Origin of the sequence: Stenotrophomonas sp. Ste86 (genome assembly GCF_024519465.1) — a bacterium.
GTDB lineage: Bacteria > Pseudomonadota > Gammaproteobacteria > Xanthomonadales > Xanthomonadaceae > Stenotrophomonas.
The window spans coordinates 53,904-75,110 of the sequence record NZ_JALJRW010000017.1 but is presented as its reverse complement, the minus strand read 5'-3'; the positions used below and the strand labels follow the sequence as shown (position 1 = coordinate 75,110).

At 67.6% G+C, this 21,207-nt stretch carries 17 protein-coding genes; 9 read left to right on the top strand and 8 right to left on the bottom strand.

Going from position 1 to position 21,207, the window contains the following annotated elements:
- Positions 1-437 precede the first annotated feature (437 nt).
- The 3 genes from NR101_RS14680 to NR101_RS14670 are packed head-to-tail and all read left to right on the top strand — an operon-like array spanning position 438 to position 3,858.
- Positions 438-1,004, top strand: coding sequence for a TetR/AcrR family transcriptional regulator (locus NR101_RS14680; protein ID WP_128095414.1), 567 nt, complete (start codon positions 438-440; stop codon positions 1,002-1,004).
- Positions 1,001-2,686, top strand: a complete 1,686-nt coding sequence (locus tag NR101_RS14675; protein WP_306175562.1) for an MFS transporter — start codon at positions 1,001-1,003, stop codon at positions 2,684-2,686. The genes NR101_RS14680 and NR101_RS14675 overlap by 4 nt, the downstream gene beginning before the upstream one ends.
- A gap of 8 nt (positions 2,687-2,694) precedes the next feature.
- The gene (locus NR101_RS14670) at positions 2,695-3,858 is read left to right on the top strand and encodes an HlyD family secretion protein (protein WP_256776473.1); all 1,164 of its coding nucleotides are present in this window, start codon (positions 2,695-2,697) and stop codon (positions 3,856-3,858) included.
- 131 nt (positions 3,859-3,989) lie between these two features.
- Here the strand turns inward: NR101_RS14670 and NR101_RS14665 are convergent, their stop codons facing one another.
- The 7 genes from NR101_RS14665 to creB form a co-directional block, all read right to left on the bottom strand.
- Entirely contained in the window at positions 3,990-4,475 is a 486-nt protein-coding gene (locus tag NR101_RS14665) for a Fur family transcriptional regulator (protein ID WP_256776472.1), read from the bottom strand.
- Positions 4,476-4,491: 16 nt separating this feature from the next.
- A complete protein-coding gene (gltX, locus tag NR101_RS14660) occupies positions 4,492-5,895 on the bottom strand; it encodes a glutamate--tRNA ligase (RefSeq protein WP_256776471.1) in 1,404 nt (467 codons plus the stop codon).
- Positions 5,896-6,014: 119 nt separating this feature from the next.
- The gene (locus NR101_RS14655) at positions 6,015-7,616 is read right to left on the bottom strand and encodes a M20/M25/M40 family metallo-hydrolase (protein ID WP_256776477.1); all 1,602 of its coding nucleotides are present in this window, start codon (positions 7,614-7,616) and stop codon (positions 6,015-6,017) included.
- A gap of 99 nt (positions 7,617-7,715) precedes the next feature.
- Positions 7,716-8,126 (bottom strand): hypothetical protein, encoded by a 411-nt coding sequence (locus NR101_RS14650; protein WP_256776469.1) that lies wholly within the window; start codon positions 8,124-8,126, stop codon positions 7,716-7,718.
- A 10-nt stretch (positions 8,127-8,136) separates the two neighbouring features.
- Positions 8,137-9,456, bottom strand: a complete 1,320-nt coding sequence (gene creD / locus NR101_RS14645; RefSeq protein WP_256776467.1) for a cell envelope integrity protein CreD — start codon at positions 9,454-9,456, stop codon at positions 8,137-8,139.
- Between the two features lie 99 nt (positions 9,457-9,555).
- Complete coding sequence (gene creC / locus NR101_RS14640; RefSeq protein WP_256776466.1) at positions 9,556-11,016, bottom strand: two-component system sensor histidine kinase CreC; 1,461 nt, start codon at positions 11,014-11,016, stop codon at positions 9,556-9,558.
- Between the two features lie 3 nt (positions 11,017-11,019).
- On the bottom strand, positions 11,020-11,709 hold the full coding sequence (gene creB, locus NR101_RS14635; protein ID WP_256776465.1) for a two-component system response regulator CreB: 690 nt from the start codon (positions 11,707-11,709) through the stop codon (positions 11,020-11,022).
- 45 nt (positions 11,710-11,754) lie between these two features.
- Between creB and rlmJ the strand changes: the two genes are divergently transcribed.
- From rlmJ to NR101_RS14605, 6 genes are all read left to right on the top strand, one after another.
- Complete coding sequence (gene rlmJ, locus NR101_RS14630; RefSeq protein ID WP_256776464.1) at positions 11,755-12,612, top strand: 23S rRNA (adenine(2030)-N(6))-methyltransferase RlmJ; 858 nt, start codon at positions 11,755-11,757, stop codon at positions 12,610-12,612.
- Between the two features lie 95 nt (positions 12,613-12,707).
- Entirely contained in the window at positions 12,708-13,253 is a 546-nt protein-coding gene (locus NR101_RS14625) for a GNAT family N-acetyltransferase (protein ID WP_038689569.1), read from the top strand.
- A gap of 177 nt (positions 13,254-13,430) precedes the next feature.
- Positions 13,431-16,898: a transcription-repair coupling factor gene (gene mfd / locus NR101_RS14620; protein ID WP_256776462.1), complete on the top strand. Its 3,468-nt coding sequence runs from the start codon at positions 13,431-13,433 to the stop codon at positions 16,896-16,898.
- An 87-nt stretch (positions 16,899-16,985) separates the two neighbouring features.
- Positions 16,986-17,507 (top strand): hypothetical protein, encoded by a 522-nt coding sequence (locus tag NR101_RS14615; protein WP_256776461.1) that lies wholly within the window; start codon positions 16,986-16,988, stop codon positions 17,505-17,507.
- Positions 17,508-17,560: 53 nt separating this feature from the next.
- Positions 17,561-18,166 (top strand): HD domain-containing phosphohydrolase, encoded by a 606-nt coding sequence (locus NR101_RS14610; RefSeq protein ID WP_256776460.1) that lies wholly within the window; start codon positions 17,561-17,563, stop codon positions 18,164-18,166.
- A gap of 78 nt (positions 18,167-18,244) precedes the next feature.
- Entirely contained in the window at positions 18,245-18,823 is a 579-nt protein-coding gene (locus tag NR101_RS14605; RefSeq protein WP_256776459.1) for a hypothetical protein, read from the top strand.
- A 149-nt stretch (positions 18,824-18,972) separates the two neighbouring features.
- Here the strand turns inward: NR101_RS14605 and NR101_RS14600 are convergent, their stop codons facing one another.
- A complete protein-coding gene (locus NR101_RS14600) occupies positions 18,973-21,069 on the bottom strand; it encodes a M13-type metalloendopeptidase (protein WP_256776458.1) in 2,097 nt (698 codons plus the stop codon).
- Positions 21,070-21,207: the final 138 nt, after the last annotated feature.

The window sequence follows — 21,207 nt, the reverse complement described above, 5'->3', positions numbered from 1 at the left end:
CGCGAGCGTGAGGGCCCCTTAGCAGCCGGTAGGCCCCTGGCGCAAATGTCCCCCGGCCGCTGGGCGGCCGGGGGACATTCGCCGGAAAGGGCATGGGCGCCCAGCGCCCGGCCCGCCGACCGCCGCGCCTGGAAAGGGTCAAAGCACACTTCTGCTCGCCCCGCATAGGAACAAAGAACGCTTTTTTCCGCCGGTAGAGGCAACGGTTTGCCCGCTGCCGGCGCGCAGCGCGGCAAGGCTTGAAGCAACGCCGGTTTCGTCGAGATGATGCTGCCGTCGCGCAGTTTGGCAGTCGAGCACGGCTCGACTCTACCCACTGCCCCACCGTCAGCGCCGGGCTTCACCCCGCCTTGATCTTGCCGAGCAGGCGCCCACCGGCATGCTGCGATGGCGCGGCGGACACTTTCCTTGCGGACATGATTGTCCGATCATGCCCCATGACTTCCCAACGCGCCGATGCGGCTGCCCGCCGTGCCCTCATCCTGGATGCCGCCGATGCGGTGTTCGGGCAGCATGGCGTCACCGCCCCGCTCGACCTGGTGGTCGAACGCGCGCAGGTCGGCCGCGCCACCCTCTACCGCAATTTCCCCGACCGCACCGCGCTGGTGGAGGCGCTGCTGCAGCGCACGGTGGCCCGCATCAACCGCCAGGTACAGAGCCTGGGCGAGCGCGATGATGCGTTGTTCGAAGTGCTCGAAGGCATGGCCGCCCGCATCGTGCAGTCGCCGGCGTTGTCGGACTACTGGCGCGCGGTGGACCCCGATGACCCTGCCATCAAGGCCGCCCGGCACACCATCTGGGGCCTGCTGGAAGCACCGATCCAGCGCGCGATCGCCGCGGGTCTGTGCCGTGCGGACCTGCAGGTGACGGACATTTCACTGATCTCAGGCATGCTGGGAGCCGCGCTGCGTGGCAAGTCCCGCGAAGAGCGGGCCAAGCTGGTGGCGCGCGCCCTGCAGTTGCTGCGTACCGGACTGCAGGGACCCGTCGACGCGGAGGGCTGATGGCGCAGTACCTCAAACCCATCCCGGACTGGGAAGACCACGAGAAGCCGACGCTGCCCGGCTCGGCGTCGATGCCGTGGCATCCCTGGCACCGGCGCGTGGCCTATGCCGCCGTGGCGCTGCTGGTGGGCATCACCGGTGGCCTGGGCAATGCGCTGGTCACCGCCAACCTGCCTTTCATGCAGGGCCAGCTCGGCCTGACCCCGGCGCAGGGCAGCTGGCTGGTGGCCGCCTATGCGATGGTCAATGTCACCGCCAACCTGCTCGCCTTCAAGTTCCGCCAGCAATACGGCATCCGCCTGTTCGCCGAGATCGGCCTGGGCCTGTATGCGGCGCTGGCGGTACTGCATCTGTTCGTGGGCAGCTATGAAACCACCGTACTGACCCGCGCGGCCAGCGGGTTCGCCGGCGCTGCCTGCAGCACCTTGGGCACGCTGTACATGCTGCAGTCGCTGCCGCGCAAATATACCGGCAACCTGCTGGTGATCGGCGTGGGCATCTCGCAGCTGGCGGTGCCGATCGCCTGGCTGGTGTCGCCGGGGCTGGTGGACACCGGCCAGTGGCACAACCTGTATCTGTTCGAGGCCGGGCTGGCCCTGTGCGCGTTCGCCGCGGTGGTGGTGTTGAAGCTGCCGCCGGGCGTGCAGATCAAGGCATTCGAGCCTTTGGACTTCCTCACCTTCGCCCTGCTCGCCCCGGCAGTGGGCCTGCTGGTGGTGGTGCTGGCCCAGGGCTATGTGCGCTGGTGGCTGGATACGCCGTGGCTGGGGTGGGCGCTGGTGGCCTCCGTCGCGCTGGCCACCGCCGGCTTCATCCTCGAGCATTACCGGCGCAACCCGCTGCTGCAGACGCGCTGGCTGGCCAGCCTGCCGGTGCTGCACTTCATCGTCGGCGCGTTCCTGATCCGCTTTCTCACCACCGAACAGTCGTACGGCGTGGTCGGGTTGATGCGCCAGCTGGGCATGGGGCCGGACCAGATGCGTCCGTTGTTCGGGGTGATCCTGGCCGGTGTGGTCACCGGCATCGCGGCCGCCTCGCTCACCTTCGGCCCCAAGCGCATCATCGCCCAGCTGCTGATGGCCATTCTGCTGCTCGGCAGCGCGGCCCTGCTCGACCAGAGCCGCACCAGCCTGGACCGCCCGCACGATTTCTACGCCAGCCAGTTCCTGGCATCGGTGGGCGCCGGCATGTTCATGGGGCCGTTGATCATGCTCGGCATCACCCAGGCATTGAAGCAGGGCGTGGACCACATGATTACCTTCCTGGTCACCCTGTCGATCACCCAGACCCTGGGCGGGTTGGCCGGCTCGGCGGTGCTGGGCACCTACCAGCTGCACCGCGAGCAGCTGTATTCCAGCGCACTGGTCAGCCAGCTCGACCCGGCCGACGGCGTGGTCGCACAGCGCCTGAAACAACAACAGCAGCTCTACGCCGGGTTGATCACCGACCCGGTGCAGCGCAGTGCGCAGGGCACGGCGCAGTTGGCGCTAGCCGCCCGCCGCGAAGCCAACGTGCGCGCCTTCAATGATGTGTTCCGGCTCAGCGGCACTGTCGCGCTGGGCTTCCTGGGCTGGTTGCTGCTGCTGTCGGTGCGTACCGCCGTCCTCAAGCAGTGGCGCAAGCGCCACCCCGCCCCCTCTTCCCCTTCAGTCGCGGCGCCGTTGCCCGCACCGCCCCGATGAGTCCCCCCATGCCCACGCCCCCAACCCGCGACGACAGCGCACCCGAGAACGTCAACCCGGCCCCGCCGACCGATGCCGCCCCCGCCAGCAACGCGGCCGCGCCGGGAGCGGCACCGCCGCCAAGCGCGCCCAAGTACCTCAAGCCGAGCACCCGCAGCGTGGTGATCATGATCGTGATCGCGCTGCTGGGCATCGCGCTGATCCTGCGCGCGTGGTCGTTGTGGCCGTTCGACAGCACCCGGGTGAGTACCGACAACGCCTACGTGCGCGGCCAGATCACCGTGCTGGCGCCGCAGGTCAATGGCTATGTCACCGAGGTGCTGGTCAAGGATTTCCAGCACGTCAAACAGGGCGACCCGCTGGTGCGCGTCGATGACCGCATTTACAAGGAAAAAGTGGCGCAGGCCCAGGCCGATCTGGACAGTGCCAAGGCCGCACTGGCCAACTCCGACCAGGCCCAGGCGCAGAACCGCGCGCAGATCGGTGCCGCGCAGGCCAACCTTGTCGCCGGCCAATCGGAGCTGGCGCGGTCGCGCACCGAGCTCAAGCGCTATGAAGCCCTCGCCGCGCAGCAACTGGTGGCGCTCAGCGACCGCGACAAGCTGCGTACCGGGGCCCAGTCGGCACAGGCGGCAGTGCTGCAGTCGCAGGCGCAGATCCGCATCGCCGAGGAAATGCTGACCTCCACCCAGGTGGCACGCAAGAGCCTGGAAGCGCGCGTGGAAACCGCGCAGGCACAGCTGGAACTGACCCGGATCGACCTGGCCAACACGGTCATCCATGCCCCGCGCGACGGCCAGATCAGCGAAGCCTCGGTGCGCCTGGGCCAGTACGTCACGGCCGGCTCGCAGCTGCTGTTCCTGGTGCCGGATACGCTGTGGGTCGTGGCCAACTTCAAGGAAGGGCAGACCTGGAAAATGCGCATCGGCCAGCCCGCCTCGTTCAAGGTGGATGCCTTCGACGGTGAAAAGCTGCACGGGCACATCGAGCAGATCGCCCCGGCCACCGGCTCGGAGTTCAGCGTACTGCGCCCGGACAACGCCAGCGGCAACTTCACCAAAGTCGTGCAGCGCCTGCCGATCCGCATTTCCATCGACCCGGACCAGCCGCTGGCCAAGCGGCTGCGCCCGGGCATGTCGGTGGTGGTGAAGGTGGATACGGCGGCCCGGTAGAGCCATGCCATGCATGGCTGCTCTTTGCGTGCTGCCCGTATTCGCGGTGGATCTGGACAGGTGCCGGTCTACGGGCTGCCAACCATGGGTTGGCACTACCGGTGTATCGGATCAGGTGCGCTGCAGCGGGCTCAGCCGGCGCAGCGCGCGCACAGGCCGTGCACTTCCAGCGTCTGCGCCTGCGGCTGGAACCCCAGCTCCTTGGCGCGTTTCTCCAGCTGGCTGACGATCTCCTTGTCTTCCAGTTCCACCGCGCTGTGGCAGCTGTTGCAGATCAGGAACGGGACCGAATGCTGCGCGCTGCTGGGGTGGTGGCAGGCCACGAAGGCGTTCACCGATTCCAGCTTGTGCACGAAACCATTGGCCATCAGGAAATCCAGCGCGCGGTACACGGTCGGCGGCGCATCCGCGCCGACGCCCTTGCCATTGCGCACCCACTCCAGCAGTTCATAGGCTTTGACCGGCTTGCCGGCCTCGGCAATGAGGCGCAGCACGTTGGCGCGGATCGGGGTCAGGCGCAGCCCCCGCTCGGCGCACACGCGTTCCACCACCTTCACGAAGTCGGATGCGTCGTGGACGTGGTGGTGCGGGGCGGTACAAGCGGTTTTGGCAGGCATGCGCGGTCTCCTGTGGTCAGGCCGTCGGTACTTTAGTGAGTGCGACGTCGATGCGTTTCAAGGCCTCTTCACGGCCGGCCAGGAACACGGTCTGGGAGATATCCGGGCTCACCTGGGTACCGGTGATGGCCACGCGCAGCGGTTGGGCGACCTTGCCCATGCCGATCTCCAGTGCCGTTGCGACATCGTGCAGGGCCGCCGACACGCTCTCCACCGTCCACTCCCCGGCTGCAGCCAACAGCTGGCGGGCCTTGCCCAGCGCCAGTTCCGCGCCCGGCTTGAAGTGCTTGGCCACCGCCGCCTCGTCGTAGTCGGTGAGCGGCTGGTACCAGACCATCGCCTTCTCGGCCATTTCCTTCAGGGTCTGCACGCGGTCACGCAGCGCCACCACGACGTCGGCCGGGGCCGGGCCGGCGGCCAGATCCAGCCCCAGCTTGTTCAGCTGGTAGACCAGGTGCGGGGCGATGTCGGCCGGCTGCTCGGTCTTCAGGAAGTGCTGGTTGACCCAGCCCAGCTTGGCCATGTCCAGGCGCGCGGCCTTGGAATTGCAGTGGGTCACGTCGAACAGATCGATCAGTTCCTGGCGGCTGAACAGCTCCTGGTCGCCATGCGACCAGCCCAGGCGGGCCAGGTAGCTGAGCAGCGCGTCGGGCAGGTAGCCGGCGTCCTTGTACTGCATCACGTCGGCCGCGCCGGTGCGCTTGGACAGCTTGGCGCCCTGCTCGTCCAGGATCATCGGCATGTGGCCGAACTTCGGCACCGGTGCGCCGATGCCCTCGTACAGATTGATCTGGCGCGGGGTGTTGTTGATGTGGTCGTCGCCGCGGATGACCTCGCTGATGCGCATGTCCCAGTCGTCCACCACCACCGCGAAGTTGTAGGTGGGGAAGCCGTCCGGACGGAAGATCACCATGTCGTCCAGCTCGCTGTTGGCGATCTCGATGCGGCCCTTGATCAGGTCGTCGAACACCACCGTGCCCTCGAGCGGGTTCTTGAAGCGGATGACGCGGTTCGGGTCGTCCTTGTACGGCAGGCCCAGGTCGCGCGCGGCACCGTTGTAGCGCGGCTTTTCCTGTTTGGCCATCGCCGCCTCGCGCATCGCGTCCAGTTCTTCGCGGGTCTCGTAGGCGTAGTAGGCCTTGCCGTCGGCGACCAGCTGCTCGGCCACTTCCAGGTAACGGGCCACGCGCTGGGTCTGGTAGATCGGGCCCTCGTCGTAGCCCAGGCCCAGCCAGTCCATCGCCTCCAGGATCGCGTCGATCGCCCCCTGGGTGCTGCGCTCGCGGTCGGTGTCTTCGATGCGCAGCACGAATTCGCCGCCGCGGTGACGGGCCTCCAGCCAGCAGTACAGCGCGGTGCGGGCGCCGCCGATATGCAGGTAACCGGTGGGACTCGGGGCGAAACGGGTGCGGCAGGTCATGGAGGGCTCGAGGCGGGAAGCTGGAATCCCGGCAATTTTACCTGTCCCGGCCGGAAACCGGGGAATCGCCCGTCACGCTTGGCGCAGGCGGCCCCATCGCAGCCCGCGCCCCACCCCGCTCAGGGCGCCAGCAACGGCTTGCGCGGCATCTTTTCCTCGCGCATCGCCGCGTTGTAGACGAAGGACGCCACGATCGCCGCCGCCTGCTTCAGATCCTCCGGCTCGGCGTGGTCCCAGGTGTCCAGGTTGCTGTGGTGGACGTTGGTGAAGTAGTCCAGCCGGTCCTGAATGAACTGGAAGCCGGGCAGGCCGACCCGGTCGAAGGCGATGTGGTCGGTGCTGCCGGTGTTGCGGGTGGCCACGGTGGTGGCGCCGATGTCGTGGAACGGGGCCAGCCAGGCCTCGAAGATCGGCACCGCCGCCAGGTTTTCCTGCGCATAGATGCCGCGGAAGCGGCCCGAGCCGTTGTCCATGTTGAAGTACACCGAGAATTTGTCGTAATCGCGCTGGCGCTGCAGCGCGCCGGTCGGTTCGCGCATCGAGGCCGGCAGCAGTTTCTGCGCCGGGTCGGTCGGTTCGGGGTAGTGGGCGAAATGCCGGGACACATGGTCCTGCGAACCGACCAGCCCCTGCTCTTCGCCGCTCCACAACGCCACGCGGATGGTGCGCCTGGGCTTGGCGCCCACCGCCTTGAGGATGCGCATGGCTTCCATCATCACCGCCACGCCAGCGGCGTTGTCGGCCGCACCGGTGCCGGTATGCCAGGAATCCATGTGCGCGCCGAGCATGACGATCTCATCGGCCTTGCTGCTGCCCCGGATCTCGGCCAGCGTGTTGTAGCCCGGCTGGTCCTGGGCATCGGTGAAGCGGGCCTCCACGTTGACCCGCAGTTTGACCGGCTGCTTCTGCTCGACCGCACGCACCAACGGGTTGTAGTGCTCGGCCATCATCGCCAGTTCGGGCACGCCCACCGGCTCGCCAGCCTTGCGCGAACCGCCGCCACCCACGCGGATGATGCCGTTGTCCCAGCCGCTGATGCTGATCGTGGCCAGCACGCCCTGCTCGGCGAAAAAGGCGTTGGTGGCCCGCGCGAGTTCCTGCTTCTCCAGGTACTCCTTGGCCTTTTTCGCGCGGTCGGCCTTGGCGTCGGCCACGTCCTTGGGCACCGCGAACACCTGCAGCTCGGCCAGCCCGGCATCATCGTGACGGTGCGAATCGGACTGACTGGCGCGCGCGTAGTCGCGTGCGTCGTTGAGCAGCAGGATCTTGCCGGTCAGCTTGCCCTTGTACTGCTCCAGGTCGGCGATCTTCTTGATGTCGACCTTGACCACCTCGCCTTCGACGCTGCCGTTGGTGCCCGGCGTCCACGCCTTGGGCAGCGCGTACAGCGGCGCCACGCGCGGGCTGAGCATTTCCACGGTGGCGCTGCTGAACTCCCAGCCCCGACCAAAGGCGTCGAAGCCTTCGTCGCGGACGTTGACCAGGCCCCATTCGGTGAACTTGCCGCGGCTCCAGCGGTTGGCCTCGCGCATGGCCGGCGAATTGGTCAGGCGCGGGCCGATCCGTTCGGTGAGGTGGCTGAAGGTGGCCATGACCTGCGAGCGATGGAAGGCTTCCTGGCGAATACGGCTGACCATGTCCAGGTCTACCGCCTCACGCTGCTGCGCCATTGCATTGCCACCCATCGCCAGCGCTATCGCCAGCACGCCCCACTTCAGCACGTCGTACCCCGGCCTTTCGGCATCACTCGTCAAGGCCTTGAGTCTAGCCAGCACGCGCGCCGTGCCCCCGTCCCATCGGTCATGCATGCGGGAACGCGCTCAACCATTCCAGCCCAGCCACAGCTGTGCGTGTGCCGGCAACAGCAACAACCAGTGGCGGCGATCGACGCTGGTGCAGCCGAATACCGCTGCGTGTGCCGGCCAATCCGCTGGCAGGCCATCGATGCCGATCTCGGTCAATGCCGCGCTACCGGCCTTCCATTCCCGGTAGCGCGGCACCCGTCCGCCCAGCGCGCCGCGTCCCTGCCGCGCCCCGGACAACCACGCCAGTCCCTGGCGCTGCACCCCTTCGCAGGTGCGCTCGGCCAGCTTGAAGCGGACCAGGCCGGGGGCGATCCGCGCCCCCGGCAAGGCCGCCAGCACGCCACTGGCCTGCAGCAGTGCATCCACTTCCAGCAGCGCGGGAATGCCCTGCCCCGCGCGTTGCCGCAACCCTTGGCGCCAGCTCATGTCGTACTCCTTACTTCAGGCTCGCACCGACTTCGTACCAGTCGATCTTGCGGGTGATCCACATCGCCGTGGCCAGCACGCCGAACAGCAGCAGCGACCCCATCAGCAGCGCGTTGTTCTCCGAGATCAACAGGCCGTACAGCGCGCCGTACAGCACGGTGAGCATGCCGGCAAAGCCCAGCCCGCGTGCCCAGCTCTTCAATACGCCGGACAGGTACACCGCCTGTATGCCGATGCAGGCCACCGCCGAAACCACGTAGGCCAGCCAGAACGGAATGTGCTCGGACAGGCTCAGCAGCAGCAGGAAGAAGATCGCCAGCGCCAGGCCCACCATCAGGTACTGCAACGGGTGGATGCGCAGCCGCTTGATCAGCTCGAACAGGATGAAGCCGACGAAGGTGAGCAGGATGAAGAGGATGCCGTACTTACTGGCGCGATCGGCCTGGGTGTAGATGTCCACCGGATTGACCAGCTCGACGCTGACCGTCTCCGGCTCGACGTCCTTGCTCTCGCGCAGCTGGCGCTGTGCCTGGGAGGCCAGCGACGACACCGCCCACTGCGCCTCGAAGCCCTGCTCGCCGACCGTGCGCTGGTTGGGCAGGAAGCTGCCGCCGAACGACGGATGCGGCCACGGCGACTGGATCGAGATGCGGCTGTCATCGCCCACCGGCACCACCGCCAGCGAGCGGGTGCCATCGAGCACCAGCGCCAGTTCCAGCGTGCTGGCCTTGAGTACGCCACCGGCAGGGGTGTCGAAACCGCGCAACGGCACGTGCAGGCCCTTGCCCATTCCGGTGACCTCGCCGATGCCCGGCTGCAGGGTCAGTGCGGCGCCGTCGACCTGCAGCCTGGGCGAGCCGACCAGCCCGCGCACGTCGGCGATGCCCACCGCCAGGTACGGCGTGCCGTACACGCGGCCTTCCTTGATCGGGTAATCGTCGTCGGTGAACTCGGCGGTGATCTTCGCGTTCCAACTGTACACCGGCACCCGGAACAGGCCGATACGGCGCTCGTCCGGTTGCATCCGGCCATCGACCTGCAGTCTGGACGGCATCTGCAGCCAGTAGCTCTGCTCGGTCTGCACGCCCTTGGTCTTGTTGCCGGCCGCGTCGACCACTTCCACTTCGCGGGTCTCCGTCCACGGCACCACGCGCACCGGGCCGGTCAGGGTCTGCGCACCCGCGCGGCTCTGCGATACGCGCAGATAGGCCTCGTTGCGGTAGGCCTCGCGCTCGCTGATCACGCCCTTGATCATCATCAGCGGGATCAGCAGCAACAGGATCAGCCCGCCGACAATGGCGAACCGCAACAGCATCTTCAGGGATTTCATGGCCCGTCCTCGGTTGGGAGGGGGCCAGCTTCGGGGGTGGTGGTGTGCGGGGTTTGTGCTGAGTTTGAAGTCTGTGTGAAGTGCGCGGCCCGCCGGGGCTCAGCGCCGGATCGGCGCGGCCGGGTCGCGCCACGGCAGCCACAACGAGGCGATGGCACCGCCGCCTTCGCGGTTGCGCAACTGGGCGCGGCCACCATGCAGGCGCGCTACTTCCTGCACGAACGACAGCCCCAGCCCGGAACTGCGCAGACCGGTGGCCGGGCGCGCCAGCGAGTAGAACCGCTCGAATACCCGCTCCAGCGCGTAGTCCGGCACGCCGCTGCCGCGATCGGCCACGCGCAGGACCACGCCTTCGCCCTCGCGCGCCGCGCTGAGCTGCACGCAGGCCTCGGCGCTGGAGAAGGCCAGCGCGTTTTCCAGCAGGTTGTTCAGCGCCTGCCGCAGCAGGTAGCCATCGCCCTGGATCACCAACCCGTCGGGCACCTCCACGTCCACGCGTACCGAGACGGTCTGCGCACGCATGGCCACCGCATCGGCGGCGCTGCGCAGCAGCAGGCCCAGGTCGATCGGCTCGCGCTTCTGCAGCCACCCGTGCTGTTCCACTTCGGCCAGCGCGAGCAGCTTGTCGATGGTTTCGGTCAGGCGTTGTTCCTGGCCCTGGATGCTGCGCGCGAAGTGCACGCGGTCGGCATCGGGCAGCGGCTCCTGCAGCAGCTCGGCCGCGCCGCGGATGGCGGCCAGCGGGCTTTTCATTTCGTGCGTCAGCGACTGCACGTACTGCTCGACGTAGGCCTTGCCTTCCAGCTTGCGTCGCATGGTTTCCAGCGCCTGGCCGAGGTCGCCGATCTCGTCGCGACGCGGTTTGGGCGGGGGCACCGGTTCGCCGGCACTGACCGCCTTGGCATACCGGTTGAGCCGGTTGACCCCGTGCATCAGCCAGGCGGTCATCAGCAGACCGATCAGCGCCGACAAGCCGATCAACCACGCCCCGCGTTTCATGATGGCGCGCTGGCTGGCCGCAATGAAAGGATCGATGCTGCGGTTGGGCTGGGCCAGGCTGAGCACGCCGATCAGGCGCTTGGCATCGGACGGATCGTGGATCGGCGCGGCCACGTGCATCACCGAGTGGGTGTCATCGCCGGGGGTTTCCGGACTGGAGCGTGCGCCATATTCACCACGCAGGGTGCGGTAGACATCATTCCAGCGCGAGTTGTCGCGGCCGACGCCCTGGCCGGTGGAGTCGTAGATCACGATGCCCCTGGCATCGGTGATGGTCACCTGGTAGTCGAGCGTGCGCTTGGGGAAACGCCACACCATCGCCTTGGGGTCGCGGCGCTGCGCACGGGCCAGGTTGGCCACGAAGGTGCCGTTGCCGATCGTGCCGGCCTTGACGTCGGCGGCGGCCATCTCGGCCAGCACATTGGCCGCGTCGACCAACGTCGACTCCATCGCCTGGCGCACGCCCGGCTTCACTTCGTTGACAAAGATGCGCATCACGAAGAACGCGGCGATGCCCACGATCAGGAAAAAGCCCAGGAACAATTTGAGGCCAAGCCGCATCGCTCAGACCTCCAGCGCGTAGCCGAGCCCGCGGTGGGTGCGGATCGGATCAGGGTCGGCACCGGCGGCGCGCAGCTTGGCGCGCAGCGTCTTGACGTGGGTATCCACCGTGCGATCAGCGCTGTCGGCGTCGGTGTCCCAGCCCCGGTCCATCAATTGCGCGCGGCTGAGGATGGCGCCGGGGCGCTGCAGCAGCGCGGCCATCAGCGCGTACTCGTAGCGGGTCAGCTCCAGTGGCTGCTCGGCGAAGCGGATACGGCGGCCCTCGCGGTCGATGGCGAAGCGGCCGTGCTGTTGCCACCCACCCTGCTCGACCGACGTACCGCTACGGCGCAACCGCGCGCGCACCCGGGCGACCAGCTCGCGCGGCGAGAACGGCTTGGCCATGTAGTCGTCCGCGCCCAGCTCCAGGCCCAGCACGCGGTCGAACTCGTCGTTGCGCGCGGTCAGGAAGATCACCGGCACCTCGCTGAAGGTGCGCAGGCTGCGGCAGACCTCGAACCCGCTCATGTCCGGCAGCCCCACGTCCAGCACCACCACGTCGAAGGCCTGCTGGCGCAGCGCTTCCAGCGCGCCACCGCCGAGCAGGCAGTGCTGGGCGCCATAGCCCTCGCTGCGCAGCGCGTACAGCACGGTGTCGGCGATGGCGGTTTCGTCTTCGACGACCAGGACGTTGTGCAGGGGGCGGTTCATGCGCGCAGCATAGCCGCTGGGCCCGCCGCCCCGTACACTGCGCCGATGAATTACCGCCACGCCTTCCATGCCGGCAACCACGCCGATGTGCTCAAGCACATCGTGCAGCTTGCCCTGCTCGACACCTTCAAGCGCAAGGACAGCCCGTTCTTCGTGCTGGACACCCACGGCGGCGCCGGCCGCTACCTGCTGGCCAGCGAGGAAAGCCGCAAGACGCTGGAGGCCGAGGACGGGGTGATGCGGCTGATGGCCCAGCCCTCGCTGCCGGCGGTGGTCGAGCGCTATCTCAAGGCGGTCCAGGCCGACAACCCGGTCGGGGCGATGATCAGCTACCCCGGCTCGCCGCTGCTGACCGCCCAGACCCTGCGCGAGCAGGACCGCATGGCGGTCTGCGAGGTGCAGGACGACGAAGTGGCCTCGCTGAAGGCGCTGTTCGCCCATGACAGCCGGGTGGGCGTGTACCACGCCGATGGCTATGCCCAGAACCGGAAGCTGCTGCCGCCCAAGGCCAACGGCGTGAAGATCGGCCGCGGGCTGGTCCTGATCGACCCGCCCTACGAAGGACAGGACGCCGAGTACCAGGCCATCCTGGCCTCGGTGACCGAGATCCTGGGCCGCTGGCCGCAGGCGAGCTTTGCGATCTGGTTCCCGATCAAGCAGCGCCGCACCATCCTGCATTTCCTGCGCAAGGCCTGCGCGCTGCCGGTGAAGTCGGTGCTGACCGTGGAACTGCTGGTGCGCCCGGACGATTCACCGCTGCGGCTCAACGGCAGCGGCATGCTGCTGCTCAACCCGCCGTGGCAGTTCGACCAGGCGTTGGCCCCGGCAATGCCGGTGCTGAAGCAGTTCCTCGGCGAAGCCGGCGCCAGCACGCGCCTGCAGTGGCTCAAACAGGCCGAATGAGCGCCCCTGCGCCTCCCTGAACGGCGTGAGCGTTCCGTTCACGGAACCCGCCCCCGGGGATGCGAGAATCCGAAGACCACCTAGGAATCACCGGTATGGCTACCCGTAACCGCATGCCGCCCTGGCACGAGATTTTCAAGGCACCCAGTGGCCACGAGCTGCTGATCCGCCCGATCCGCCCCGAAGACGGGGCACCGCTGCACGCCGCCTTCAGCCTGTTCGGGCCGGAGGAGATCCGCGACCGTTTCCTGCAGTCGGTGACCGAGCTGTCGCCGGAAACCACCCAGCGCCTGACCCACCCCAATCCCAAGAGCGAAATCACCCTGGTCGCGGCCGAGTCCCTGCCCGCCGGTGAAGCCGTGGTCGGGGCGGTGGCGCGGGCCTCGATCATCCAGGGCACCCGCGAGGCCGAGTACGCCATCCTGGTCAGCCGGTTCCTGGTCGGCCAGGGCCTGGGCCGGCAGCTGATGCGCAAGTTGGTCAAGTGGGCGCGTGGCAAGTACCTGGACCGGTTGTACGGCGACGTCGCCGAAGAGAACGAGCCGATGAAGCAGCTGGCTGCTTCGCTGGGCTTCAAGCCGGTGCCGCATCCGCAGGGCACGCCTGGCCTGGTGCGCATGGTTTTAGAGCTCGATAGCTGACGGCGTGCCGGCCAACGGCCGGCACCTACGGTTTTTGCGCGCGTGCCGGCCAGCGGCCGGTACCTACCGGGCTGTGCCACCGGACGGGCAACGGTGAGCGGAGCGATGCGCAGGCCCAGCGGCAACACCGCGGGCTGACACGGTCCTGACCGCGCGGTCTGCTAAAATCGCCGGTTCATGTCACGCACCTCCTATCCCGCACCGCCGCTGCCACGTTCCGGTCAGCTCCGCGCCTGGTGGCGCGCTCCTGCTTCAGCCACTGCGCTGGCGTGGTACGTCGCCCGTGCGGCCGAGGTCCATGACGGGCCGCTGCTGTTCATCGCGCGCGACAACCATACCGCCAACCAGATCGAAGCCGACCTGCGCACGCTGCTGGGCGGCGCCTCGGACCTGCCGGTGGTGGTGTTCCCGGATTGGGAAACCCTGCCCTACGACGCCTTCAGCCCGCACCCGGACATCATTTCCCAGCGCCTGGCCGCGCTGCACCAGTTGCCCTCGCTCAAGCGCGGCATCGTGGTGGTGCCGGTGCAGACGCTGCTGCAGCAGCTGGCCCCGCTCAAGTACATCGTCGGTGGCAGCTTCGACCTGAAGGTCGGCCAGCGCCTGGACCTGGACGCGGAGAAGCGCCGCCTGGAGGCCGCCGCGTACCGGAACGTGCCGCAGGTGATGGACCCGGGCGATTTCGCGGTACGGGGCGGCCTGCTCGATGTATTCCCGATGGGCGCCGACGCGCCACTGCGGATCGAGCTGCTGGACGAGGACATCGATTCGATCCGCGCCTTCGACCCGGAAAGCCAGCGCTCGCTGGACAAGGTCGACGCGGTGCGGATGCTGCCCGGTCGTGAAGTGCCGCTGGACGACCTGAGCGTGTCGCGGGTGCTGGCCACCCTGCGTGAGCGCTTCGACGTGGATACCCGGCGCAGCGCGCTGTACCAGGATCTCAAGGCCGGGCTGGCCCCGGCCGGCGTCGAGTATTACCTGCCACTGTTCTTCGACCAGACCGCCACGTTGTTCGACTACCTGCAGCCAAACGTGCTGCCGCTGGTCGGCGTGGGCGTGGGCGACGCCGCGGCGTCCTTCTGGGCGCAGACCGGCAACCGCTACGAACAGCGCCGCCATGACGTGGAGCGGCCGCTGCTGGCACCTTCGGAGCTGTACCTCAGCCCGGAGGCGCTGAGCGCCAAGCTCAATGCACTGCCGCGCATCGAGATCTGGAACGCCGACCACCCGCGCATCGCCGACGCGCAGCCGCTGGGCGACCAGCCGTTGCCGCCGCTGCCGGTGGCCGCGCGTGATGCACCGGCCGGCGAAGCGCTCAAGTCCTTCATCGGCCATTACCCGGGCCGGGTGCTGATCGCCGCCGATTCGCCCGGCCGCCGCGAGGCGTTGCTGGAAGTGCTGCTGGCAGCCGAACTGAAGCCGCCGGTAGCGGTTGATCTGCCGACGTTCCTGGCCGATGCCAAGACGCGCTTTGCGATCACCGTGGCGCCACTGGAAGACGGCTTCGCGCTGGATGCGCCGCAGATCGCGGTGCTGACCGAGCGCCAGTTGTTCCCCGAGCGCGCCGGCACCACCCGTCGCAGCCGCCGGGTCGGCCGCGAACCGGAAGCGATCATCCGCGACCTGGGCGAGCTGACCGAAGGCGCGCCGATCGTCCACGAAGACCACGGCGTGGGCCGCTACCGTGGCTTGATCGTGCTCGATGCGGGCGGCATGCCCGGCGAATTCCTGGAAATCGAATACGCCAAGGGCGACCGCCTGTACGTACCGGTCGCCCAGCTGCACCTGATCAGCCGCTACTCCGGTGCCTCGGCCGAAACCGCGCCGCTGCATTCGCTCGGTGGCGAGCAATGGACCAAGGCCAAGCGCAAGGCGGCCGAAAAAGTCCGCGACGTGGCCGCCGAACTACTGGAAATCCAGGCCCGCCGCCGCGCGCGCGCCGGCCTGGCACTGCATGTGGACCGCTCGATGTACGAACCGTTCGCGGCCGGCTTCCCGTTCGAGGAAACCCCCGACCAGCTCGCCGCGATCGATGCCACGCTGCGCGATCTTGCCAGCAGCCAGCCGATGGACCGGGTGGTGTGCGGCGATGTCGGCTTCGGCAAGACCGAAGTGGCCGTGCGCGCCGCGTTCGCCGCCGCCAGTGCGGGCAAGCAGGTTGCGGTGCTGGTGCCGACCACGCTGTTGGCCGAGCAGCATTACCGCAACTTCCGCGACCGCTTCGCCGATTGGCCGCTGCGCGTGGAAGTGCTGTCGCGCTTCAAGAGCACCAAGGAAATCAAGGCCGAGCTGGAGAAGGTGGCCGCCGGTACCATCGACGTCATCATCGGTACCCACCGCCTGCTGCAGCCGGACGTGAAGTTCAAGGACCTGGGCCTGGTGGTGGTGGACGAGGAGCAGCGCTTCGGCGTGCGCCAGAAGGAGGCGCTGAAGGCGATGCGTGCCAACGTGCACCTGCTGACCCTCACCGCCACCCCGATCCCGCGCACCTTGAACATGGCCATGGCCGGGCTGCGCGACCTGTCGATCATCGCCACCCCGCCGCCGAACCGGCTGGCAGTGCAGACCTTCATCACCGCCTGGGACAACGCGTTGCTGCGTGAGGCGTTCCAGCGCGAACTGGCCCGTGGCGGCCAGCTGTATTTCCTGCACAACGATGTGGAGAGCATCGGCCGCATGCAGCGTGACCTGGCCGAACTGGTGCCTGAAGCACGCATCGGCATCGCCCACGGGCAGATGCCCGAGCGCGAGCTGGAGCGGGTGATGCTGGACTTCCAGAAGCAGCGTTACAACGTGCTGCTGTCGACCACGATCATCGAATCGGGCATCGACATCCCCAACGCCAATACCATCATCATCAACCGCGCCGACCGCTTCGGCCTGGCCCAGCTGCACCAGCTGCGTGGCCGCGTCGGTCGCTCGCACCACCGCGCTTACGCCTACCTGGTGGTGCCGGACAAGCGGGCGATGACCCCGGACGCGGAAAAGCGCCTGGACGCGATCGCCTCGATGGACGAGCTCGGTGCCGGTTTCACCCTGGCCACCCACGATCTGGAAATCCGCGGCGCCGGCGAACTGCTCGGCGAGGACCAGAGCGGACAGATGGCCGAGGTCGGTTTCAGCCTGTACACCGAGCTGCTCGAACGCGCGGTCCGCAGCATCCGCCTGGGCAAGCTGCCCGACCTGGATGCCGGCGAAGAAGCGCGCGGTGCCGAGGTGGAGCTGCACGTGCCCGCGCTGATCCCGGACGACTACCTGCCCGACGTGCATACCCGCCTGACCCTGTACAAGCGCATCAGCAGCGCGCGCGATACCGATGCACTGCGCGAACTGCAGGTGGAGATGATCGACCGCTTCGGCCTGCTGCCGGATCCGGCCAAGCACCTGTTCGCGATCGCCGAACTCAAGCTGCAGGCCAACACGCTGGGCGTGCGCAAGCTGGAGCTGGGTGAAAACGGCGGTCGCATCGTGTTCGAAGCCAAGCCGACGATCGATCCGATGGCGGTGATCCAGATGATCCAGAAGCAGCCCAAGCTGTACACGATGGACGGCCCGGACAAGCTGCGCATCAAGCACCCGCTGCCGTTGCCCGAAGATCGCTTCAGCGCCGCCAAGGCGTTGCTGCTGACGCTGTCGCCGCGCTGACGCTCTACAACTGATTCCCCTATGACCCTCCGCTTCTGCGGGCCGGAGGGTCTTTCCTGCTCATTGCCCGCGACAAGGAGAGTTGCTTTGAAACGATTCCACACCCTGCTGCTGGCCGCCGGCCTGGCCCTGCTCACCGCCTGCAGCGGCGGCGGCAGCGGCATGACCGCCAGCGAATACCTCACCGAAAACGTCGCCCTGTGGAACGGCACCGCCACCACCGTGCAGCAGTGGACCATCGGCCCGCGCGGCGAAGAACTGCAGAAGGCACTGGGCCAAGGCAAGGGCCTGGCCACGTTCAAGTCCGGCCTGGAAGGTGCACGCGCGGAGATGAAGCAGTACCTGGCCATGATCGACCAGATGCCGCCGGCCGACGATGCCAAGGACGTGCACCAGAAGCTGCGCACCTACGTGCAGAGCTCGGATGAAATGTTCGCCATCCTGCTGGAAATGGCCGCGCTGCCGGAAGGCTACGACAAGGCGCAGATCATGCCGCTGGCCGAGAAGCTGCAGGCCGTGGGCAACCGGATCGACGGTGAAATGCAGGCCCTGGACGCGGCCCAGGACGCGTACGCCAAGAAGCACGGCATCCAGCTGCAACGGCATTGATTCCACCGTCTCCCGGCGGCAGCCGCCGCCGGGAGACGCAGCAAGAAGTTCCCGTGACCGATTTCTCCCCGCTGCACCCCAGCCACGCGCTGGCCTGCTCCATCGATGCGCTGTCGCTGTCACTGCAACTGCGCGATGTCTACACCCGCCGCCACTGCGACCGCGTCGGTCTGCTGGCCACCTCGCTGGCCCGCCACTGCGGACTGGACCCGGCGCACTGCGACCGGATCGGGCTGGCCGCCTGCTTCCACGATATCGGCAAGATCGGCATCCCCGACGACGTGCTGCTCAGCAGCGGCCGCCACGACGATGCCGAGCAGGCGATCATGCGCCAGCACCCCCTGCACGGCGAACGCATTTTCCTGGCTACCGGCCGCAGCGATGCTGCCGACGTGGCGCAACTGATCCGCGCGCACCATGAAGCCTTCGACGGCAGCGGCTATCCCGATGGCCTGCGTGGCGAAGCGATACCGCTCGGCGCACGCATCCTGACCCTCGTCGACGCCTGGGATGCAATGACCAGCGACCGCCCCTACCGCGATGCGATGGACCGCGAGCAGGTGATGCGCATTCTCGAGGAGGCCGCCGGCGGCCTGGTCGATCCGTACCTGTTGGGCGCTTTCCAGGCACTGCTGCGACGCGCGCCGGCGCTGGCCTGAGTGGCGCGTGGGCTTGCATTGGGGGCTGCCGCGCGCGACGCTGTCGGCTCCCCGCTTCAATCGACAAGGACGCATCGCATGCAAGGAAACGCACCCCTTACCACCGCACTGGGCATCCTGCTGCTGGCACTGCCACTGCTGGCCCAGGCCCAGGTGACCCGCCACGACACCACCGGCAACCTGCAGCCGAGCCGGCAACTGCCGTGCACGGCATTGAAGGGCATCACCCCTGCCGACTCTCCCGCCGACCAGATGGCCGCGTTGCCGCGCTGCCTGCAGGCCGGACGCGACCGCGACGCCGCTGACCTGTTCACCATGGCCGGCGTGTTTGCGCACTTTGACAAGCAACGCGTCGCCGACACCAGCGCCCACGACGCCTACAGCGCCTTGAAAGCCGGCGTGGCCGACAGCGTGGATGAAGCGCAGCTGGCGCGTTTCAATGCTGCCCTCGCCCAGCGCATGGCCGATCCGCAGGCTTACGTGGCTGAACTGTGTGGCATCACCAAAACACTGGCGCCGCCGAGCTATACGCCCACTTACATGATGAGCCACGGCATGGCCGCGTTCACCGGCAAGGGCGGCGGGTTGGTGGCGGGTTTCGATCCGGTGGCGGCGTGGAAGAACACGCGCAAGACCTATCTGAAGTGCGCTGACTGAAGCCGTTTGCGTAGCTGGGCACGTGTTCCGGTGGGTCCGATGTCGCTGACAGCCGATCTTGCTGACGCGTTCGATGAAGCCCGGCGACGTACGAGGGCACAAAAAACCCGGCTTGCGCCGGGTTTTTCGTTTCACTCAACCGCGTGCGGTCACCAGATCACGACACGCTTGTCGTCGGCGCGCACCATCGCATCGCCGCTCTTGCACTCGAACGCCTGCGCGTAGGCCGGCATGTTCGACGGTGCGCCGTTGGCGCGGAAGTTGGCCGGGGCGTGCGGGTCGGTGTTCAGACGCACGCGCAGCTCGCCTTCGTTGAAGTTGCGGCGCCACACGGTGGCCCAGTTCATGAAGAAGCGCTGGTCCTGGCTGTGTCCGTCCACGGCCACGTTGGCCTTGGGGTCTTCCTTCAACGCCATCTGCAGCGCGTCGTAGGCCACGGTCAGACCGCCCAGGTCGCCGATGTTCTCGCCCAGGGTCAGCTTGCCCTTCACCTTCACGCCCGGCAGCGACTCGTACCCGTCGAACTGCGCCACCAGCTGGTCGGTGCGGCCGGTGAAGGCCTTGCGGTCGCTGTCGGTCCACCAGTTGTCGAAGTTGCCGTTGGCGGCGAACTGGCTGCCCGAGTCGTCGTAGCCGTGCATCATTTCATGGCCGATCACCGCGCCGATGCCGCCGTAATTCAAGGCCGGATCGGCCTTGGCGTCGAAGAACGGCGCCTGCAGGATCGCCGCCGGGAACACGATCTCGTTCTTGGTCGCGTTGTAGTAGGCGTTGACGGTCTGCGGGGTCATGCCCCACTCGGTCTTGTCCACCGGCTTGCCGATCTTGTTCAACATGTAGCGGTAGTTGAACGCGCGCGCGGCCTGCATGTTGCCCAGGTAGCTGTCGGCATTGGTTTCAAGACCCGACCAGTCACGCCACTTGTCCGGGTAACCGATCTTCGGGGTGAAGCTGGCCCACTTTTCCAGCGCCTTCTTGCGGGTGTCTTCGCCCATCCACTCCAGCTTTTCCAGGCGCGCCTTCAGCGCCACCGAGAGGTTCTCCACCAGGTGCTGCATCTGCACCTTGGCGTCAGCCGGGAACACCGCGTTCACGTACAGCTGGCCGAGGCCTTCGCCGATCGCGCCGTTGACCGATTCCAGCACGCGCTTCCAGCGCGGCTGCATTTCCTTCTGGCCGCGCAGGGTGGTGCTGTAGAAGTCGAAGTTGGCCTTCTCATACGCGCTGCTCAGGTACGGCGAGGCGTCATCGATGGTGTGGAAACGCAGGTAGGCCTGCCAGGTGGCGGCCGGCACGTCGGCCAGCATCTTGTCCACTTCACCGAAGAACGCCGGCTGGGCCAGCGAGAACTTCTGCGCGGCCGGCACCTTCAGGGTGTCAAACAGCGCGGTCCAGCTGAAGTTCGGGGTGAGCTTGTCCGCCTCGGCGGCGCTGACCGGGTTGTAGCGCTTGGCCGGGTCGCGCAGTTCGATGCGCGACAGCGACGCCTTGGCCAGGCGGGTTTCGAAGTCCAGCACGGCCTTGGCCTGGGTCTTGGCCTGCTCGGCATCCACGCCGGACAGGGTCAGCACCTGCGCGATGTAGGCCACGTAGGCATCGCGGATCTTGGCCTGCGACGCGTCGAAGTAATAGCCCTTCTCCGGCAGGCCGAGGCCGCCCTGGCCGACATAGGCGATGACGTTGCCCGAGTCCTTGTAATCGGCATTGGCGAACAGCGAGAACAGCACGCCCTGGCCCTGCGCCTGGCTGTCGCGCAGGTACCGGGTAATGGCGGCGGTGTCGTTCAGTGCGGCGATCTTGTCCAGCTGCGGCTGCAGCGGGGTGATGCCGGCCGCTTCGATCTTCGCCTCGTCCGAACCGGTCTTCCAGATGTCGCCGATCTTGGCTTCCACCGAGCCGGCTTTGGGCGTGCCGGCGGCGGCCTGCTGGACCAGCGCGTGCTGCACTTCCAGCGAGCGCTCGCGCAGGATTTCGAAGCTGCCCCAGGTGGTCTGGTCGTTGGGAACCGGGTTGGCCTTGAGCCACTTGCTGTTGACGAAGCCGTTGAGGTCGGTACAGGCGGCGATGGCCGGGTCCAGGTCGGCGCTGTTGAGCGAGATCAGCGGGGTCTTGATCTGCGACATGTCAAAAGCGGGCTTGGCCGCGTCGGTAGTCGCGGCAGGCGCGGTATCGGTCTTGCCGCACGATGCCAGCGAGGCGGCGATGGCGACGGTCAGGCCCAGCGGGACCAGCTTGGAAAACTTCATTCGACTCTCCGGCTACAGATGGATACATCGCCCGGATGACGGGCAATCAAGCAGCGTAGCGCGGCCGGCGCGGTGGGGGACCGGCCAAAGGTCACACCGGCCGGGTGGGTAACTGGCCGACACCACGGTGGAACCACC